Below are 19306 nucleotides of genomic sequence, written 5' to 3'. Positions count from 1 at the left end.
TGTTGGTGCAATTAGAGATTCGAAGTAATCAGGAGGTCCAAATCTGTAGACTTGATCGAGAAGCGTTCTCCCAGGTAGCTGTTGGTTAGGCAACCTTTGTAGGTGTAGACACCGTGGCGTAGCCCATGGTTATTGAAAAGCAAATGTTCAATACTGCCTGTACTGCCCGCTTTAAGAAGAATAGGCGTCAGGATATTACTTACAGCCACCGATGCAGTCCGGGATACCCTGGAAGCAATATTAGGCACGCAGTAGTGAATGACTTCGTGCTTGCTAAAAGTAGGGTGGTCAAAGGTCGTCACCTCAGAAGTAGCGAAGCACCCGCCCTGATCAATGCTCACATCGATAATAACGGCTCCGGGTTTCATGTTCATCACCATTTCTTCACTCACAACGATGGGCGTGCGGCCCGATTTAGAGTGCATGGCTCCGATGGCCACATCGGCATAGATGAGTTCTGCTTCCAGATAGTGCGGGTTGATAGCAGAGGTATATAGAGGGCGGCCTACCTGGTTTTGCAGGCGCTTCAGTTTGTAGATGTTGTTGTCAAAAATGCGGACTTCCGCACCTAGTCCCAGAGCCGTTCGCGTAGCGTACTCGGCCACGATACCAGCACCCAGGATGACCACCTTAGCGCTGGGTACACCAGAAATACCGCCGAGCAAGACCCCTTTGCCGCCACTCGTTGTAGCCATCAGCTCCGCTGCCGTCAACATAGCACTAATACCGGCCATCTCGCTCATGATACGCACGATCGGGAAGGTATCAGACTCATCCTTGATATACTCCATTGCGAGCGCAATGACCCGTTTTTGCCGGAGCTTATTGATGTAGTCTGCATTGATAATGGGAAGCTGAAGGGGCGAAATCAGGATTTGATTGGGGTGCATAAGCTCAATCTCTGCCTGCGTGGGGGGAGCTACCTTAATGATAACATCAGCTTTATAAACCTGCTCAGCACTATAGGCAATATCAGCGCCCGTTTCGGAATAGTCGTGGTCAGAATAGCTGGACTCCTGACCTGCCCCTGATTCTACAACCACGCGGTGCCCATGCCCGATAAGCGTTGCAACCGAAGAAGGGACAAGGGCTACCCGGTTCTCCTGCATAGTGATTTCCTTTGGGATACCAATATAGAGTTTATTGGGCTTGTTGCTGACCTGCAGCATTTCTGCCTGAGGCATAAACTGCTGTTCGGTGAACTCCTTAGGAATAGGGATCTTCTTCTTTTGCTTATCGCTCATAAAAGGCTTGGCTTTCCTGAGAGACGGAAACAAAACAAGTGGATCCATTTTTGAGTTTGTGTCCCGGTTTGACCGGGATCATAAGCAACTGACAACCTTAGAGTTGCGTTGAGATGTCACAAAAGCTTTAAGAAAAAATGGATCCGCTTGTTTCCGTCAAACTACTTATAGCTTACAAAAATATAATTTTCCGGCTGGAATCAGACCCTATCTCAAGCTTTATTCGGAAAGTATCTTCCGGGAGCAAATGCTCAATCAGGCCAGGCCACTCAATCAGGCAGCGCCGGCCACTGTCGAGGTACTCTTCGATTCCGATGTCCAGAGCTTCCTCCACGTCATTTAAGCGGTAGAGGTCCATATGGTAGAAAGTTTCCCCCATCTGGTCTTCGTATTCATTGACGAGGGAGAAGGTAGGGCTGCTGATTGTCTCTTCGGAGCCCAGTGTACGGCATATCGCCTTGATCAGTGTCGTTTTGCCTGCGCCGATTTCTCCGGTGAAAGTCCAGATGGACTGTTCAGGAGCCGCTGCCTTCAGTAGCCTTTTGGCAATTTCTTCAACCTCCTCCAATGAGTATACGATCGTATTTGGCATAAAGCAGTTCAACCGTTTTATGGTGAATTTAGCAGGCAGATGCTGCAGAATGCTCCCTGCAGCTATGAGAGAACAGTAGTAGCCTGATGGAGGTTTAATCATTTTATGCTAAAAGGCCTTGCAATTTTAACAGGTGTCATTTCAGCACTCTATCATCAGGCAAAAGCGGCTGTTTACTTGTGTTCATTGCTTTTGTGAGGCAACCTGCCCAATCAAATTTTAGCCTTTTTGAAAAAATATTCCTATTATTATGGTCATATAGCGGGCAAAACCTTAGATTTGAATCCCGACTGAGAGAGAGATTATAATTAGCTGACTATCTATATGAGCCGAAAAATCCGTATGGGAATGGTGGGTGGCGGTCGCGGTGCCTTTATCGGTGCTGTGCATAGGATGGCTGCTACCCTGGATGGTGAAATAGAGCTGGTTTGCGGAGCTTTTAGCAGCGACCCGGAAAAGTCTAAAGCTTCCGGTGCTGACCTTTATCTTCCTCCTGACCGGGTATACGGCAGTTTCGGGGAAATGATCCTGAAGGAAAAAGCCCTGCCCGAAGGCAAGCGTATGGATTTTGTGTCTATCGTTACACCTAACCACGTACATTTCCCACCGGCAAAAATGGCCCTGGAGAACGGCTTCTCTGTTGTATGCGATAAACCTCTTTCCTTCAATACTGACGAAGCCCTTGAGCTGCAACAACTTGTCGAATCGACAGGGTTGTTGTTTGCATTAACCCACAATTATACCGGGTACCCTATGGTCAAACAGGCGCGGGCAATGGTCCGCAACGGTGAGTTTGGGGCTATCCGAAAAGTTATTGTCGCCTACCCGCAGGGGTGGCTTTCCACTCGTCTGGAAGCGACGAACCAAAAACAAGCCTCCTGGCGTACCGACCCTAAGCGTTCGGGTGCAGCAGGGGCAATGGGCGATATAGGGACCCACGCAGAAAACCTGGCAGAGTACATTTCAGGGCTTCGGATCACCAAACTGTGCGCAGACCTCCACACTTTCGTGGAAGGGCGGCAGCTGGATGATGACGGTAGCGTGTTGCTTCGCTTCGACAACGGCGCCCGGGGTATTCTCTACGCGACTCAGGTTGCAGCTGGAGAAGAAAATGCTCTGCATATCCGGGTATACGGAGAAAAAGGTGGCCTGGAATGGCATCAAATGTACCCCAACGACCTAAAGGTGCGCTGGCTGGACAAGCCCGAACAACTGCTCCGAACCGGCGTGGGGGATCTTTACCCTGCCGCTCAGTCTGCTGCCCGTATCCCCGCCGGGCACCCGGAAGGCTACCTGGAAGCTTTTGCAAACATTTACCGGAATTTTGCTCATTGCCTGCGTGCTAAACTATCCGGACAAAAAGCAGACCCGGTGTATGAAGATTTTCCAACCGTTGAGGATGGGGTCCGGGGGATGAAATTTATCGACCGGGTTATTGAATCTTCCGAGAGCGATCAAAAATGGCTGCCGGTGTAATACACCGAGAGCTACGTTAACAACCGATTATTTACCAAGGTGGAAAACACCTGAAGCATAAAAAAGCACAAACATTAGTATGAAAAAACGCTACACTTTCTTCTTCCTGATTGGATTGATGAGTTTCACCCTGAATGCGCAGGTCACTTGTGATGAGCCGGGAGTTTTATTGATGGATGACCTGTCGGCCTATGCCACAGGCGATATTACCTTTCAGTCAGACGACTGGGATACCTGGCCAGGTGCAACCGTCGGGGCAGAAGTCTCTGCCGAACAAGCCAATACAGGCAGTAATTCCATCAAAATTGATGGAAACATCGATGGGCAGGATGCTCTGCTGCTGCTTGGCGGGCAGGAAAGCGGGCACTACGTCCTGTCCTGGTCAATGTTCGTATACGACAGCACAAGTGCCTATTTCAACCTGCAGCACGAAGCCCCGACCGATACAGAGGGGTTTTGGGCGTTTGATGTACTCTTCGAAGGCGGGAAAGGCATACTCGAAAAGTATGATGGCAGCGACGACGCCTCCTTTGTATACCCATCCGGTACATGGTTCCCGGTGTATCTTTTTATAGATATAGACAGCGACTACGCCCGCCTCGTCATTAATGAAAGAACAGTAGACACCTGGCCGTTCAGCAGCGGGAGTACGGAATCAAGCCAGATGCACAGTATCAACTTTTACCCGCAGAATACCGGACATTCTTACTTCATCGATGATATTAGTTTGCTGGAAATTCCGGCAGCGGAAGCAGGGCAATACTGTTACACGGCCGAAGTTCTGGAAGAGCCCGGCTTCTATGCTGTACCGGAGCTGACTTGTTATGGAGGCAGTTATGATCAGGGCGGCAGCGGCAGTGGCTTCAAAGCTCACTGGTATCAATATACGCCTTCCACAGATGGCATCATGTCTGTTTCCAGTTGTGGGGGTGGAGTAGATAGCCGGGTTTGGATCTTTAAAGGTGCTGATTGTGAAAATCTAGGCATCGTTGGTGTGAACGACGACCGCTGCGATACAGGTGATGGTGATGATTATGCCTCCTACAGAGAGGCCGTGGTCACTGCAGGCGATACTTATTATATAATGTTTGATAATGCATGGTCGGACTCTGGCTTTGGGTTTGAACTTGCATTGGTGGAGGAAGCTCCTGCTGAAGGTCAATTCTGCGAATCTGCCGAAGATATTGAGCCGGGTGAACACGAGGTGGGCGCAATCGACGGAGAGTCTGCGGTGGCTGGCCCCAATATCAACAACACCTCTGGTTCTACGACCAACTACGCACAATCCAAGTGGTATCAGTTTACGCCTGGCTCAGACGGCTATATGAGCATTTCCGCCTGTGATTTTGCAGCAAGTGATACGCACTTTTTTGTGTATACCGGGGATTGCTCCACTTTCGAGGGGCTCAACCTGGTGGCTCAGAATGACAATGGATGCGGAGAAGGTTTGCTGACCTCCAGCCTGGACAGCATTGAGGTCACAGGTGGCGAAACCTACTACATCGAGTGGATCGACCGCTGGATGGACGGGCCCGGCGACGAGCTCTACATCTGGGAGCTTGGCTTCGATGCGTTCGTGGGTGTGGAGCAGGATGAAGTTCTTAAGCAGAGCTTTACCGTTTTCCCAAATCCGGCATCAGATGTGCTGAACATCCGGCTGGAGCAAAGTCAGTTCAAGGGGCGCACACAAGTCACCCTGCTGAACATGCTGGGGCAGCCGCTAGCCGAAAGGCAACTGGACGGCGGAGAGGTACAGCTTCAGCTGCCTGTCCATAGTATTCCTGCAGGCACCTATCAGTTACGTGTACTGATGGGAGACCGGCAGGCGACGCAAACGGTGCTAATTAAATGATAACGCAGGGGTGCCAGGGGTACATACATGGCCTCAGCGCCCTTAAAGATAAACAGTGGAAAATTGCAGGCTTCTAACCTGCTTTTCTACTGTTCAACCGATTGTTAACTTTTATTCCATTCACTCAATTCAATACGTTTCGTATGAAAAAAACTTACATGAACAAGCTGCTTGCACTACTAGCAGTCATGGCTTTTGCGATGACCTCTGTGCAGGCACAATCGTTTACTGTAGATGCTCCGGCAAGTGTTGCTGGTAGCTACAATCATGGTATTGCGGTGTTTACGAACCCCACTGCCACACCAAGCTTCTCTGGCCCTGTTACTGTTGTGTCAGATGCAGACGGCCTTTCGACCGCCTGTGTTGAAATCACTGATGACCTGTCTGGTTCTGTAGCCTTGATTGACCGCGGTGCTTGCGGCTTCGATGCCAAAGTAGCCAATGCACAGGCTGCGGGTGCCGTAGGTGTAATTCTTTGTAATAATGACACCGCTAACCCAGATGCTATCCTGAACGTAGCAAGTGGTGCTGGCTGCCGCCCGGATATCACCATCCCTACGGTGGTGCTGAGCTACAACAACTGCCAGACCATCCGCATGGAAACTGGTTTGACAGTAACCTATGATGTGCCTGCAGGCAGTACCTTTGAATCAGCTATTGAGATCGGCGAAGGCACCTTTACTGTTGATGAGATCCCTATGGACTCCAGCAACACTTTCGTAGGGGCTACCGGCGAAGTTTGGTACAAGTATACGCCTTCTGCAACTGGTGTGGTAACCGTTAGCTCCTGTGGAAGCGCAGCCGCCACACGTTTGCTGTTCAACAGCGTTACAGATTGCCGTGCGACTTTGACCAACCTTATATTTAACCAGGGTGGCTGCCCAGACGATGATGGCTCCACACTGGACTGGCTGGTATTTGAAGGCGAGGAATATTACATCCTCTGGGATGATGCGAACTCTTCTGACGGCTTTGACTTCACCGTCAGCCTGGGTGATCCTGAGCCTGTTGATGTTACGCTGAATGTAGACATGCAGAACGAAACGGTAGCAGCAGAAGGTGTTAGCGTGGTTGTTGGCGGTCCTGGTGTAGCTGACCTCAACGAGGTGATCATTCAGGCGATGTCTGACGATGATGGCGATGGTATCTACTCAACAACTATTCAGGTAACGACACTGGATACTATTGGCTATGCTTTTGTGAACGGCGGCGTAGACCCTGCTAACCTGGAAGTTGTCCCTGATTCCTGTGGCGTGCCAAGCGGCTTTGGCTTCAATGTGCGTCCGTTCATCAATACTTCAATTTTCCCGGTAGAGGTTGATGCGGTATGTTTCGCTGCTTGCGAAGCTTGTCCGCTGGACATGGCTACCTGCGACGAGCCTACTGTAATCTGGACTGAAGACTTTGAGGGGCAGACCGTAGGTGCACCACCGGTGAACAACTTCATTATCCCCTGGCCTGCTGCTGGTATCATCCTTGGTGATGTAAGCTCTGATCAGGCGGCAAGTGGTTCTAACTCTCACCTTATCACGGGTGACGGTACAGACGTAGACCCGGTTTACCTGTTATCTAACCAGACATTGACTACCGGTCACTATGTCGTTAGCTGGAACATGTACATACCTGCCGATTCCACAGCCTACTTTAACTTCCAGAAGGATGCAACACCAGCCGTAGAATGGGCAGTAGAGGTGTTCTTCAATGGTGATGGCACTGGCGACCTCAATGCAGGTGCAGCTGACCCTCGTGCTAACTTTACCTACCCGGAAGGAGAATGGTTCTCGATTGTAACGGTGATTGATATCGATAATGACCTCATCCGCATGCATATTGATGGGCAGTGGGTATCCAGCTGGCCGCTGAACTTTGATGCCAGCAGTACCGGAAACTTGCAGTCAATAGGCGCAGTGAACTACTACCCAAGACCAAACGAACCTGATTTTTGGTATGTAGACGACTTCACGGTAGCGCTGATCCCTGAGCCAGGTGACGGACTGTACTGCCAGACGGCTACAGTTGTGGAGCCAGGTGTCATTACAGCAGAAGAACTGGACTGCTTTGGTGGTGGTCTGTTCTATGATCCATCTGACGGAGCTGGTCTGCAGGCCCGTTGGTTCAGCTATACCGCTACCGCTGATGGCTACATTAGTGTAAGCGCTTGCGGAGGCGGTGTGGATACCCGCGCATGGATCCTGGCGGGTGACTGTGGTGATCTTACACCAGTAGGTGTGAATGATGACCGCTGTGAAATTTCCGCTGGCGGCAGTGCATGGGCTACTTACCGTGAGGTGCCAGTTACTTCCGGCGAAACCTACTACATCGTTTGGGATGATACCTGGGAAGCTGCCGGCTTTGACTGGGAACTGACGCTCAACGAAGGCGATCTGCCTGTGGGCGATTTCTGTGAGTCTGCTGAAGCTGTTGATCCAGGTACCTACACTGTAGAGGAGTTCGGTGAAGCTTCTGTTGGTGGCTATCGCCCGGGTTACTTCACGACTTCTACTACTCCATACTCTGGTGGCGCATGGTACTCCTTCACGCCTGATAGCGATGGCACTATGAGCATCAACTCTTGTGGTACTGACGCTGATACCTGGTTGTTCGTTTACACTGGCGATTGTGGTTTACAGTCTCTGGAGCTGATCGCTGAAAGTGATGACGACTGTATCATCGCTTCAAGTGTGGAAGACATCGAAGTGACGGCAGGTACGACTTACTACATTGAGTGGATCGACCGGAATGACGCTGCTGGTTTTGACTGGGAGCTGATCTTCAACCCACCAACTGTAAACGTACAGATGGCTGTTGATGTATCCCTGCTCGTAGAAGCTGGCGAACTCAGCCCGGACGGTGTATTCCTGGCCGGTAGCTTCAGCGATTTCAATAACGTTGAGATGTCTGACCTGGATGGAGATAACATCTACACGGTTACTGTACAGATTCCTGAAAACTCTACTGCGACTTACAAGTTCAAGAACGGTCCTGACGGATGGGAGAACATCGATACCAGCATTGGTGACGACTGTACGACCGGCGAGTTTAACGACCGCTTTGTGGAAACCGGTACCATGAACATTCCGCTTGATCCGGTTTGCTTCGGCTACTGTGTTTCCTGCCAGACGGTTGATGTGAGCGATGTAGCGCTGGAGCAGGGCGTATCTGTATTCCCTAATCCTGCGAAGGATGTGCTGAATGTACAGATCGATCTGCCGGAAGTAGCCAGCCGCCTGAACATCCGCCTGGTGAATGCATTGGGTCAGGTGGTACTGAGCCGCGACCTTGGTACACTTCAGAGCGACAACATCGAGCTTGACGTACGCAACCTCGCTGCCGGCACTTACATGCTGCAGGTGGTTGATGGACAGGCGCAGTTCACGCAGTCTGTTATCATTAAGTAATAGCCTTTGGGCATGCTGAATAATTAAGTTCAGCGACTCATTGACTACAATAGAAAAGCGCCGCCCGGCCGCTCTCGTAGCGTGCCGGGCGGCGCTCTTTTATATGCTGCAGTAGCCCCTGTAATTTACACCACTGGTGCTGCAGTAGCCCGAACTTTTACCCTGAGCAACAAAAGCAGCCCAACCAAAAAGAATCCGCTTAGCACCAGCATACTCAGCCGCATACTGCCGGTAATCTGCTCCATTAACCCAAAGGTGAACGTGCCGATAATAATAGCTACCTTTTCCAGTACATCATAAAAACTAAAGTAAGAAGTCGTATCATCGGAGCTCTCGGGGATTAGCTTGGAGTAAGTAGACCGGGACAGGGACTGTATCCCTCCCATAACGAGCCCAACGGCTGCCGCGATGGCGTAAAACTGAGCTTTCTCCTGCACAAGGTACCCTACAATACAAATCGCCATCCAAATCAGCAGCATGGTAATCAAAGATATTTTATTGCCTTTCCATTCTGAGAGGCGGGCGAAGCTATAAGCCCCCAGGATGGCGACGACTTGGAGCAGCAGGATGATGATGATCAGCTCGGAAGTCTCAAAGTTAAGCTCTTTGCTGGCGAAGGTGCTGGCCAGGAATAGCACCGTCTGCACGCCGGCGCTGTAAAAGAAAAAGGAAAACAGGAAGGAACGAATGTTTTGCTCCCCCTTCACCGCACGCCAGACCTTTTTCAGTTCCTGAAACCCTTTGCGCAGCATTTCAGGAGATGCCTTTTGCTTTTCATCCGAAGGAAGCCGCCGGAACGGGATAAGTGCAAAGCCGATCCACCACAGCCCTACGGAAAGAAAGGCATAGCGTGTGGCCGTGCCCTGATCAGGAAAACCCAAACCTTCCCAAAACTGCACCATCACCAGGTTGATAATGAGCAAAATAACACTCCCGATATAGCCAAAGGAGAACCCCCGTGCACTCACCCGGTCGTAGAGGTCCTCGGTGACGATCACGGGCAAAAAGGCATTGTAAAATACCAGCCCGCCGGCAAAACCAATCATAGACAGCATGAAGCCGACCGTCCCCAGTTCGAGCTGATCCATACCTTTAAAGAAAAACAGGGAAAGGCAGGATAAGGAACCCAAAATGGTAAAAAACTTAAGGAAAAACTTCCGCCGGCCCCCATAGTCTGCTATGCCGGATAAGAAAGGGGAGAAGAGGGCAATGATGAAGTACGAAGCCGATATGGCAAAAGTATACAGGGAACTATTGGACATTTCCATCCCAAGGACGGAGAGGTCCTCATCCGTTACCGCCACAAAGTAAGCCGGGAAAATTGCAGCGGTAATCACCAGCGCAAAAGCGGAATTGGCCCAGTCAAAAATGGCCCAGCCATTGATGATGCGCTTGTCATTAATCGGGAAATCTGTAGAAGATGGAGCCATAAGATGTGGTGAGCGTGAGGAAAATTGGATTACCTTTGATCAGTGCGTAAATTACGAATAACCATTCGGAATTATGAAAATCGCGATTCTTTCCCGTGGCCCGCAGTTGTATTCCACCCAGAGTCTGATCAGGGCAGGGATCAAAAGAGGGCACGAAATGCATGTTGTTGATCATACCCGCTGTTCTTTAGTACTGGAGCGCGACCGCCCCCGTATCCTCTATCAGGGGTATCGGTTGGAACGGTTTGATGCGGTCATTCCCCGTATTGGAGCTTCCGTAACTTCCATCGGAGCTTCTGTCATCAGCCAGTTTGAGAATATGAATGTCTTTGTGGCCGCTAATGCCGCCGCCCTGATTGAAGCCCGGGACAAACTGCGCTGCCTGCACCGCCTTGCGCAACATGGTATACAGATCCCTAAAACGGTCTTCGTCGCTTCCGGCCAGAATATGCAGGCGGCGGTCAGTCAGCTGGGGGGATTGCCGGTAGTCGTCAAGCTTTTGGAGGGTACTCATGGCATAGGGGTCATACTTGCAGAAACCTTCCGTACGGTAGAATCTACCGTGGAAGCTTTTCAGCGGTTGAACAATCGCGTGATGCTGCAGGAGTTTATCCGGGAGGCAAGGGGCAGGGATGTCCGGGTGCTTGTGGTCAATAATCAGGTGGTGGCTGCCATGGAACGGCAGGCCCGGCCCGGTGAGTTTCGCTCCAACCTGCACCGCGGCGGCTCTGCAAGGCAGGTGAAGCTTACCCCCGAAGAGCAGGAGCTGGCCGTAAGAGTTGTACAAATTATGGGGCTCCATGTCGGTGGGGTGGATTTTTTGCGTTCAGAGCGCGGCCCACTGATTATGGAGGTAAACGCCTCTCCCGGGCTGGAAGGGATAGAAACCGTCACCGGTATAAACGTTGCCGGAAGAATCATTCAATTTATCGAAGAAACCTTAGCGCAATCATCCTGACTATGAGTGAAGCCCTGCCATTAGAAATCCACAAGTCAAGTATCGCTCCGGGGGAGGATGAAGTGGTTAAAATTCCGGTTGGCCAGTTACCCTCCGGCAACCCTATCCGGATCGAGGCGCATGTCTTTCGTGCGGAGGCCCCCGGCCCGGCCCTGCTGGTTATGGCAGGTATCCACGGGGATGAGATCAATGGGGTGGAGATCGTGCGCCGGGCACTTCAAAACGGGCGCTTTGCTGAACTGCAAAAAGGAAGTGTCGTAGCGATTCCACTGGTGAATGTCTATGGTTTTGTAAACCGGTCGCGGGAAGTGCCGGATGGTAAAGACATCAACCGCTCTTTTCCGGGCAGCAGCCGGGGCTCTCTGGCCTCCCGCCTGGCGAATGCCCTGGCTAAAAAGGTGCTGCCTGGTGTCGATATTATACTCGATTACCACACAGGCGGAGCTAATTTGTACAATTACCCGCAGATACGCTACAGCAAAGGCGATGAGCGCAGCGAGGAACTTGCTAAAGTGTTCGGTGCACCCTTTAGTGTGGCCAAAGCGCCCATTCAGAAGTCTTTCCGGAAAATTGCCCTGGAGTACGGCAAGCCCGCCCTGATCTTCGAAGGTGGAGAAAGCCAACGCTATGATGCCGCCTCCATCGAGTATGGCCTGGCGGGGCTCGACCGCCTGCTGAGCTACCTGGGTATGGTTCCGGGGGAAGCAGCCGGGCAGCCCTATCTGCGGCAACACTTCAGCCACCAAAGCTGGGTACGTTCGCCTAAAGCCGGGCTCTTCCTCTGGGAAAAGTCATCAGGGGATCAGGTGGAGAAAGGAGAAGAGATCGGATGGATTAACGATCCCTACGGCAGCAAAGACAGTAAAGCGGTCAAAGCCTCTCATACCGGCTGCATCATAGGGCACAGTAATGCTGCTGTGGTTAATCAGGGGGATGCACTATTTCATATCGCCTACGAATAACAACAGGCCTTACTCAATAACCCGTTTTTCAATATAGTCGGAATTAAGCAGGCTCAGCGCGCCCATGTATTTGAGCTGAAAGGATATCTCATCGCCTACCTTGTAGTTGGGGCTTTTGTCACCCAGGTCTACCACCAGCATATCTGAGCTGGCATTGACGATATTGATGTCTTCATCATCCGGAATGAGGTACTCCACAGAAATATCGAGCGTACCGATATCCAGTATAGCCCGGTAGGACTCCTTACCATAGTCCTCTTCATTTACTTCAAAGACATCACCGGATGGGTTGGCAGCCAACTGTCCGATGGGAACTTTAGGCTTTTTAGTGATCTCGATAATCTGTGTGAACAACCGCAGCACATCGGGCTTCATCGCTTTTATAGGCTTTTCCTCAAACAGGTCCACTCCAAAGTAAAGCGTTTCGCCAATACGGAAGTGGTTGATGCCCGAGGGTATCTGCTGACGGAACAACAGCGGCAGCACTACAGAAGTACCACCGGTAATCCATTGAATTTTCTTATTGAACTTGGCTTCCACGAGCTGTTTGTAAAGGCTAAGCTGTATCAGCTTGTCTTCTGAGGGCATAACACCGTGCAGGCAGTTCAGGTTAGAACCGATAGCGACGATTTCGATATTCGGCAGTTCGAAGATTTTCTCATAAAATTCGATGAGGTTTTCTCCCATAATGCCCTCCCGCAGGTCGCCGAGCTCAATCATGATGGTCACGCGGTGCACCTTACCCTGCCGCTGTGCCTCTTCGGACAGAAGTTTAATTGTTGCGCTTTCTGAGTTGAAGCTTACATCTGCGTAGCGGATCACATCCTCCACTTCACCCATAGCTGGCGGTTTGATATACACCGTTTGCATATCCGGGGCTACCTTCTTAATCTTGGCAAGGTTGAAAATCCGGCTGTCGCAGACCTCTTTGATGCCCAGATTGACCACCTCTTTCAGGAAGTCCTCGTTACCGCACAGGAGTTTGGTAACGATTGCCCAGTCAATATCATGCTTTTTGAATATCCTGTCAAGGTACTCATAATTGTGCCGAAGGTGACTTTTGTTAAGTGTCAGGTAAGCCATGGTGATTTAGTGAAGTTATAAAGTGAGTGGCTTTACCGGCAGGCGCAGAGGCCATGGGTTAAAGCAGAATTTCCGGATAAAGCAAAGGAATAGTGCTTCCGCTGAGCGGAAAATGGAATGGACAGCGTGTTGTAAAAAGCTTCGATTACTGTAAGGCTTAATTTAAAGATTGCTTTCTATCTTCAAATTGGTAAACAAACGTATGTTATCTAGGTTTAATCATGTTAGGCTAATCTACAATTTCCCGGGGGATATCCATAGGCAGGCGGGTCAGCAACTCGTAGTTGACTTGCTGGGAAAACTCTCCAAATGCAGAGACGCCAAGCTCCAGTTCTCCCTGATTGCCGATGATAACCACCTCATCACCTCGTTCCACGTGATCCACCTGGGAAATGTCCACCGTAATGGCATTCATGTTGACCATGCCAATGACGCCCACCCGCTTGCCCCTGATGAGGACCCGCCCGGCGTTGCTTAGCGAGCGGGTGAAGCCGTGGCCGTAGCCAATCGGGATGGTGGCTACTTTCATCTCCTTTGTTGCCATGTAAGAGGTGCCATAGCCTACGTATTCTCCGGTTTTTACCGTTTTGGTGTCCATCACCTGGCTTTTCCAGGAGATCAGGCGTTCCAGCGGGTTGTCCTGCCGGTTGACTTTGCTGTTGTGCTCAATGAGGGTTTCCCGGCTGGGCCAAAAACCATACTGCAGAATGCCGATCCGGACCATATCCAGCCGGGTGGGCGGATAGCGTATTGCTGCGGCTGAGCAGGCCACATGCTTGATATCCGGCTGCAGCCCCTGATTGGCAAACCAGTTGAGAATGCGCTTGTAGGTCTTGCGCTGTTGCGTGACCCGTACGTAGTTCGCAATGCTCTCTGCCCCGGCAAAGTGGGTGCAGAGCCCCTGAAACTGCAGGAGGTCCGGGTGTTTCAGCAGCAGTTCTGCCACATGAGGCAGCTCATGCGCTTCGTAGCCAATACGGTTCATGCCTGTTTCAACCTCAACGTGAACTTTTGCTTTTTTGCCAACTTTACGCGCAGCCCGCACAGCGGCCTCCAGCCGCTCCGGCTCAAAAACATAAAACTCGATGTTGTTCTCGATTGCCCATTCCAGATGCTGGTCTTCCACCATCCCCATGATCATAATTTGCACTTCTTTGTCCTGAAGGCTTTTCCTGACCCGATAGGCCTCACTGGCATCAAACACACTAAAGTGCTCTGCGCCGCAAGCCACGGCAAGCGGGGCGAACATTTCGATACCGTGGCCGTAGGCATTTCCCTTGACCACCCACGAGATATTGGCATCATCGCCAATCTGATTGCGGATAAACCGGTAGTTGCTTTCCAGTGCCTTTCGGCTGATAGTAATTTTTGATGTCGCTAGCATGGGCAGAGTTGTTGAGCGTAAATTAAGGAACCTGGCTGAGTTTTACAGCGGCGGGGAGCTCCTTATTTTGTGTTTATTTCTGACGTTAAAGCTGCCCTTTGTGTTCGAACAAGACTTGTCTGTTTTCTGATAGCAATAGAAATGTTTTAATTTTGATCAGTCTGTGCGCTCTAGCAGATGCTCCAGAATGCGCCGGTACATGTCAATGCCAACCGGGGTGATGGCGTCGGGGAAATCGTAATCAGGGTTATGCAGTGCAGGGTGGTCCTCTCCCGCCCCAATGCCAAACATGGCCCCTTTGAATTGTTGTGTGAATGCCCCAAAGTCTTCTCCCCACTTGAATGCCCAGTCTTTGGCATGGTACTCCAATCCGTTATCCGCGGCAGCTTGCTGAATGATGCCGGCCACTTCGGGGTCATTTTGTGTTGTCCGGAATACATTGGTCCACTCTGTATCGAGCTGCAATCCATACTTTTGGGAAACCCGCCCGGCGTAGCTCAGCAGCCGGTCACTCAGGGCCTGCATTTCCTCCTCTGTTTTTGTCCTGATGGTCAGGTGTATTTCACCATAGCCGGCAGAAACACCGTATGCGACTTCGCCCATGTGTATGTGCACCGGGGTCAGGATAGCAAAGCCTTCTTCCTCAATATTGGGCTGGCAGGCAATGTCCGCTTCTTTGATAATTTCGGCAATAGCCATGGCTGGATTGATGCCGTTTTCCGGTTCTCCGGCGTGGGAGGTCTTGCCATTGAGGCGGATAATGAGGCTTTGGACTGAAGAGCTGAACGGGCCTTCTTTGCAAACGATAGTACCTAGCGGAAAACCGGGTAAATTGTGGAAAGCTACTGCGTAGTCAATGGGCAATACCTGATCGAAAGTTTCGTCTTTCAGCATCCATTCGGCACCGGCTCCAATCTCTTCGGCAGGTTGAAAAAGGAGCAGAGCCCGCCCTTTCTCCGGTGGATGGTGATACAGGGCTCTTGCAAACCCCATCATGACCGCCATATGCCCATCGTGCCCGCATTTGTGCGCGATATTTTCCTTCGTAGACCGATAGTCGAAGTCATTAACCTCCTGAATAGGCAGGGCATCCAGCTCTGTCCGGAACAGTACGGAAGGGCCAGGGTGCCCACTGTCGAAAACAGCAACCATGCCACAGCCACCTATGCCTTCAATGAGTTGTGCAGGCTCCAGTTTCTGAAGAGACCTGGCCAGAAATGCCGCTGTTTCATGCTCCTCGCCACTTAGCTCAGGGTACTGATGCAGGTAGCGCCGTAGCTGATCAATATCACTCATCCAGGAAGGCTTGGTTTGGGTCATAGCGTACGGGTTGTATCAGATAGTTTTACCGCAGCCGGTATATCCGGCGGGGTGGTTACGTAGCTCAATATTATGAAGGATAGGGCAGAAATAGAAATCCCCGCAATATTCGCATCCAAATCGTAAGGCAGCTGCCAACTGGTCAGAATAAGCAGGAGGGTAGTGCCCCCGCCCAGGAGCATGGCCCAAAACGCTGCAGTCGGCGTTGCTCGTTTCCAGTACATACCACCAATGACCGGCACAAAGAGCCCGGATACCATGAAGGCATAAGAGAGCAACATAAGCTCCAGCACATTTTGCATACTCATGGCAATAAGCAGGGCGACTGCACCGATCGCAAAGGTAGCAACCTGAGAATAACGCAGGATTTTCTTTTCATCCCCTTTTAATGGCAGGAAGCGCTCCAGGATATCCGTGACCACATTACCGGAGGCTGCCATCAGGCAACTGTCTGCCGTAGACATGATCGCGGAGAAATAGGCAGAAAGCATAAGCCCGGTCAGCCCGGCAGGCAGCACCGTCCGCAGCAAGAGTGGCAGCCCCATCTCCGCGTCCATCGCCTCAGGATCGGTGTACCCCAGGTCCACAAACATACCCTGATCGGCACCCACCCGGGCAAACAGCCCCAGCAGAACGCCCATAAAAGCCATAATCGGGTACTCAAAAAGCCCGGCGGTATACCAGGCCCGCTTTGCCGTCTGCTCGTCCCGGCAGGCATAAATCCGCTGGTAGAGCGTCATGCCTACAAACCAAATGGGGATGATGGTAACGCCCCAGTTGACCAGTTGCGACCAGGAGACGTTGGTCAGCTGCAAAAACTCTGGCCGGACCACCTCCCGTATACCCTCCATACCACCAACAGCGAAGTAACCCAATGGGATACCGATGAACACCAGGCCTGCCATCAGGATAATCCACTGTACCGTATCCGTATAAATAACAGCTTTCAAACCGCCTGCTACGGTATAGACCACCGCAATCACGCCCATAATTACAAGAGCCTGAGTCAGGCTGAGGCCCGTAAAGGTAGCTGAGGCTAATTTGGCCCCTGCCAGCAGTTGCGAACTGGTGAAACCCAGGTAGCCAATAGCAGAAATAATGCCTGCGAGAAGGGCTACGTTTGGGTTGAAAAGGAAGTCAAAAAGTTGCGGAAAGGTCAGCAGGTTCACCTTCTTGGAAAGCCGGTTGACCTTTGGGATGAGAAAGACGGCGCTCAGCCACGCACCAATAAGCCCTGTGAATAGCATCCAGGAGCCGGAAATGCCCATCAGGAAGCCCAGCCCACCAAGGCCAATGGAAAAACCGCCCCCAACATCGGTAGCGACCACGGACAGACCGATGTGCAGGCTGCCCATATCCCGGCCACCCACATAGTAGTCGTCGGAGTTTTTATTTTGCTTGAAAAAGAAAAAACCTATCCCCAGCATCGCCAGGAAGTAGACGATGAAAATAACAATATCAATCCAATGCATAAAATGGGTTTACTTGTTCTTAAGGCGCATTTCCAGGTACTTATTCGTGAAGCCCAGCTTCTCATAAAGGTGGCGCGCCGGGTTGTCCGGCTCTACATGAAGGGCAATATCCCCCTGTGCCAGGTCGATGGCTTTTTGCATGAGGGCCTTACCGATACCTTTGCCGCGCTGACTACCGTCGACAGCGATGTACACCAGGATATTTTCAGGAATATACCCTTCCATACCTGTACGGTTGATGACCACCGCCCCCACAATCTCGCCCTCCAGTTCTCCGGCAATGACAAAGCCGCCATGGGAAGCGGTTTCCTTCAAAGCATATTGGATAGCTTTGTGGATGTCCTCCCGGGCATCGCCGTATTGATCGAGGTGATGGAACAGAAAATTGACGATATGTTCCTTTTCCGAAATAGTGGCAGGTTCAAAAGGGGTATATACCTTAATATTCATAAGTGGTTGTAAATGATTTAATTCAATGATAGAACGTTGCCTGCGCCCTCAGGTTGAGGAGCATCAGGCATATGGCGGAATATAAGGAATATCAGCTGAGGATAAAAGCTCGGAGGGAAAGGGCCTGGCTTTAGGGCTCAAAACTTAAATCAGGTCCCGAAGTACGAATGAGGTCTTGATGCGCTCCTTATCCCGTCTGACCACAATGCGCAAACGTTTACCGGAAGGTTTCTGCAGCCGGTTGATGATACTGCTCAGCGTAAGGAATGAGGCGGGGACCCAGTTGATGCGCCTGATCTCATCACCAGGCTTCAATCCGGCTTCATGAGCCGGGCTGCCTTCAATAACGCTGTAGATTAAGAAGTCTCGAAGCCCGGGCCCCGTGGCGATGACGAGCATACCACTGCGGTCTACCTTAAATTCGTCATCATAGTTTTTATTGGGCTCAAGGTAGACTTCCTCCCGAACGTAATCCAAAATAACAGTAAACCGCCTTAATATTTCATTGCCCAGAATGCCGTTGCGCTGGTCCAGGCTGCTACTGTCTATTGCCGTTCCCAGCATGATTTCCTGATAGCTGGTGACCACGCTTGAGAATTGATAGGGCGGGATTTCCAGGCTGGAGACTTTGCCCTGATAGCCCCTCAGGAAGCCACCCAGCCCTGCACCGAGATTACTGGGGATGACCCGCTCGGGAAGCACCAGCCCCGGGTCGCTGTCGGTGTTGATGAGCAACGGAAGGGCAGCTCCGGTATCGAGAAGCAGCTTCAGCGTACTGGTGTCTCCCTGCCGCAGGGCCACCTCAGGAAAAACGTAGGGCTTGCTTTTTCTGAAATTCGCTGCAACCGGAGTAAAACCCTTTCCGGGCTTTACAAATTCCCGCGGATCATACAGCGTAATGAGCTGCCGGCGATAGTCGATCTCCACTACAAACCTCCGGAAAAAATCAGCCCCCAGAATACCGTGGATTTCCACACCCGTGTAATCTTCAAACCTTAGGTAGTCTTCCTCCAGTACCAGAATGGACCGGTTTTTGGCCAGTACCGAGCCAGCCTGCAAATTGATGCCTGAAACCAAATAGGCATAAAACTCGCGGCTCAGGTCGGAGCCAATCAGGGTAAAACGCCGGCGGTATTCGAGTTGAAGCAGATCGGTGATTTCCCGTTGGCTGAGAATGGTATGCTCGGCTCCCGTATCAAAGATGAAGTTTAGCGGGAACCAGTTTTCGAACACAACCGGAACAACTATAAAGCCATTGGTATACCGGAACGGAAGATCGATTTTTGTTTTCCCGCCGGTGATTTCCAGATCGGTGTACTGTGCATATGAAACGGGGCCGCCTGCCAGCCAGAGCGCCGTCAGCACCACCCGAAGGCAACGGAGGAACGGAGTTGCAAACAAATCGTTGGGTTTTGGCATGTGGCAGGTATTCTTTGCTAAGATTCAGAACAGTATATTTCCGTAGGAGTTCCGGTATGCCCGACATTTGCTCAGCATCTGCAGATATCTTTTTTGCGCAGGCAGCGGAAAATAAAATTGGGGCGTTTTCCTTGCAGGAACAAGCGGTTAACGTTATTTTAACATCATAATTTAATTTGGTTTGAAGCTTATTTGTAAAAAACTGTTTGCTGATCTTTGTTTTTTCCTGCTAAATTGAGACTTTTACGGACTAGTTAGTGTAAAAC

14 protein-coding genes are annotated in these 19306 nt (G+C 51.1%); 5 read left to right on the top strand and 9 right to left on the bottom strand.

Features of this window, described 5'->3' with window-relative positions:
* Positions 1-11: 11 nt before the first annotated feature.
* Positions 12-1244: an alanine dehydrogenase gene (locus ACO08I_RS12990; RefSeq protein WP_044220773.1), complete on the bottom strand. Its 1233-nt coding sequence runs from the start codon at positions 1242-1244 to the stop codon at positions 12-14.
* Positions 1245-1416: 172 nt separating this feature from the next.
* A complete protein-coding gene (gene tsaE, locus ACO08I_RS12985; protein ID WP_044220776.1) occupies positions 1417-1836 on the bottom strand; it encodes a tRNA (adenosine(37)-N6)-threonylcarbamoyltransferase complex ATPase subunit type 1 TsaE in 420 nt (139 codons plus the stop codon).
* Between the two features lie 324 nt (positions 1837-2160).
* Between tsaE and ACO08I_RS12980 the strand changes: the two genes are divergently transcribed.
* The 3 genes from ACO08I_RS12980 to ACO08I_RS12970 all read left to right on the top strand — a co-directional run bounded on the left by ACO08I_RS12980 (position 2161) and on the right by ACO08I_RS12970 (position 8562).
* On the top strand, positions 2161-3312 hold the full coding sequence (locus ACO08I_RS12980; RefSeq protein WP_421949531.1) for a Gfo/Idh/MocA family protein: 1152 nt from the start codon (positions 2161-2163) through the stop codon (positions 3310-3312).
* Positions 3313-3391: 79 nt separating this feature from the next.
* Entirely contained in the window at positions 3392-5164 is a 1773-nt protein-coding gene (locus ACO08I_RS12975; RefSeq protein WP_421949530.1) for a T9SS type A sorting domain-containing protein, read from the top strand.
* A 143-nt stretch (positions 5165-5307) separates the two neighbouring features.
* A complete protein-coding gene (locus tag ACO08I_RS12970; RefSeq protein WP_421949529.1) occupies positions 5308-8562 on the top strand; it encodes a PA domain-containing protein in 3255 nt (1084 codons plus the stop codon).
* A gap of 125 nt (positions 8563-8687) precedes the next feature.
* Here the strand turns inward: ACO08I_RS12970 and ACO08I_RS12965 are convergent, their stop codons facing one another.
* Positions 8688-9992 (bottom strand): MFS transporter, encoded by a 1305-nt coding sequence (locus ACO08I_RS12965; RefSeq protein WP_044220431.1) that lies wholly within the window; start codon positions 9990-9992, stop codon positions 8688-8690.
* A 73-nt stretch (positions 9993-10065) separates the two neighbouring features.
* Between ACO08I_RS12965 and rimK the strand changes: the two genes are divergently transcribed.
* Together rimK and ACO08I_RS12955 are read left to right on the top strand one after the other, a co-directional pair.
* Positions 10066-10950 carry a 30S ribosomal protein S6--L-glutamate ligase gene (gene rimK / locus ACO08I_RS12960; RefSeq protein WP_044220433.1) on the top strand — a complete coding sequence of 295 codons (885 nt, stop codon included), beginning with the start codon at positions 10066-10068 and terminating at the stop codon, positions 10948-10950.
* Positions 10951-10952: 2 nt separating this feature from the next.
* The gene (locus ACO08I_RS12955; protein WP_044220435.1) at positions 10953-11912 is read left to right on the top strand and encodes a succinylglutamate desuccinylase/aspartoacylase family protein; all 960 of its coding nucleotides are present in this window, start codon (positions 10953-10955) and stop codon (positions 11910-11912) included.
* Between the two features lie 9 nt (positions 11913-11921).
* On the opposite strand, the gene ACO08I_RS12950 is transcribed toward ACO08I_RS12955, so the two are convergent.
* The 6 genes from ACO08I_RS12950 to ACO08I_RS12925 all read right to left on the bottom strand — a co-directional run bounded on the left by ACO08I_RS12950 (position 11922) and on the right by ACO08I_RS12925 (position 19040).
* Positions 11922-12995 (bottom strand): alanine racemase, encoded by a 1074-nt coding sequence (locus ACO08I_RS12950; RefSeq protein ID WP_044220438.1) that lies wholly within the window; start codon positions 12993-12995, stop codon positions 11922-11924.
* 229 nt (positions 12996-13224) lie between these two features.
* Entirely contained in the window at positions 13225-14379 is a 1155-nt protein-coding gene (gene alr, locus ACO08I_RS12945) for an alanine racemase (RefSeq protein WP_044220440.1), read from the bottom strand.
* Positions 14380-14535: 156 nt separating this feature from the next.
* Positions 14536-15699 carry an amidohydrolase gene (locus ACO08I_RS12940; RefSeq protein WP_052515959.1) on the bottom strand — a complete coding sequence of 388 codons (1164 nt, stop codon included), beginning with the start codon at positions 15697-15699 and terminating at the stop codon, positions 14536-14538.
* Positions 15696-17171: a sodium:solute symporter family protein gene (locus ACO08I_RS12935; RefSeq protein ID WP_044220442.1), complete on the bottom strand. Its 1476-nt coding sequence runs from the start codon at positions 17169-17171 to the stop codon at positions 15696-15698. Before ACO08I_RS12935 ends, ACO08I_RS12940 begins: the two co-directional genes overlap by 4 nt.
* 9 nt (positions 17172-17180) lie before the next feature.
* On the bottom strand, positions 17181-17621 hold the full coding sequence (locus tag ACO08I_RS12930; protein WP_044220445.1) for a GNAT family N-acetyltransferase: 441 nt from the start codon (positions 17619-17621) through the stop codon (positions 17181-17183).
* 144 nt (positions 17622-17765) lie between these two features.
* A complete protein-coding gene (locus tag ACO08I_RS12925; protein ID WP_282780030.1) occupies positions 17766-19040 on the bottom strand; it encodes an aspartyl protease family protein in 1275 nt (424 codons plus the stop codon).
* Positions 19041-19306: the final 266 nt, after the last annotated feature.

Source organism: Phaeodactylibacter xiamenensis (assembly GCF_965229835.1).
Lineage (GTDB): Bacteria > Bacteroidota > Bacteroidia > Chitinophagales > Saprospiraceae > Phaeodactylibacter > Phaeodactylibacter xiamenensis.
Note: the sequence above shows the minus strand (reverse complement) of the source record. Positions and strands in the feature narration are given on the sequence as shown.

Excerpts from the sequence above, each read along its gene's own strand:
- ACO08I_RS12930 (WP_044220445.1), bottom strand. The coding sequence starts at position 17,621 with ATGAATATTAAGGTATATACCCCTTTTGAACCTGCCACTATTTCGGAA.
- ACO08I_RS12975 (WP_421949530.1), top strand. The coding sequence starts at position 3,392 with ATGAAAAAACGCTACACTTTCTTCTTCCTGATTGGATTGATGAGTTTC.
- tsaE (WP_044220776.1), bottom strand. The coding sequence starts at position 1,836 with ATGCCAAATACGATCGTATACTCATTGGAGGAGGTTGAAGAAATTGCC.
- ACO08I_RS12990 (WP_044220773.1), bottom strand. The coding sequence starts at position 1,244 with ATGAGCGATAAGCAAAAGAAGAAGATCCCTATTCCTAAGGAGTTCACC.
- ACO08I_RS12970 (WP_421949529.1), top strand. The coding sequence starts at position 5,308 with ATGAAAAAAACTTACATGAACAAGCTGCTTGCACTACTAGCAGTCATG.
- ACO08I_RS12940 (WP_052515959.1), bottom strand. The coding sequence starts at position 15,699 with ATGACCCAAACCAAGCCTTCCTGGATGAGTGATATTGATCAGCTACGG.
- alr (WP_044220440.1), bottom strand. The coding sequence starts at position 14,379 with ATGCTAGCGACATCAAAAATTACTATCAGCCGAAAGGCACTGGAAAGC.
- ACO08I_RS12955 (WP_044220435.1), top strand. The coding sequence starts at position 10,953 with ATGAGTGAAGCCCTGCCATTAGAAATCCACAAGTCAAGTATCGCTCCG.
- ACO08I_RS12950 (WP_044220438.1), bottom strand. The coding sequence starts at position 12,995 with ATGGCTTACCTGACACTTAACAAAAGTCACCTTCGGCACAATTATGAG.
- ACO08I_RS12935 (WP_044220442.1), bottom strand. The coding sequence starts at position 17,171 with ATGCATTGGATTGATATTGTTATTTTCATCGTCTACTTCCTGGCGATG.
- ACO08I_RS12980 (WP_421949531.1), top strand. The coding sequence starts at position 2,161 with ATGAGCCGAAAAATCCGTATGGGAATGGTGGGTGGCGGTCGCGGTGCC.
- rimK (WP_044220433.1), top strand. The coding sequence starts at position 10,066 with ATGAAAATCGCGATTCTTTCCCGTGGCCCGCAGTTGTATTCCACCCAG.
- ACO08I_RS12965 (WP_044220431.1), bottom strand. The coding sequence starts at position 9,992 with ATGGCTCCATCTTCTACAGATTTCCCGATTAATGACAAGCGCATCATC.
- ACO08I_RS12925 (WP_282780030.1), bottom strand. The coding sequence starts at position 19,040 with ATGCCAAAACCCAACGATTTGTTTGCAACTCCGTTCCTCCGTTGCCTT.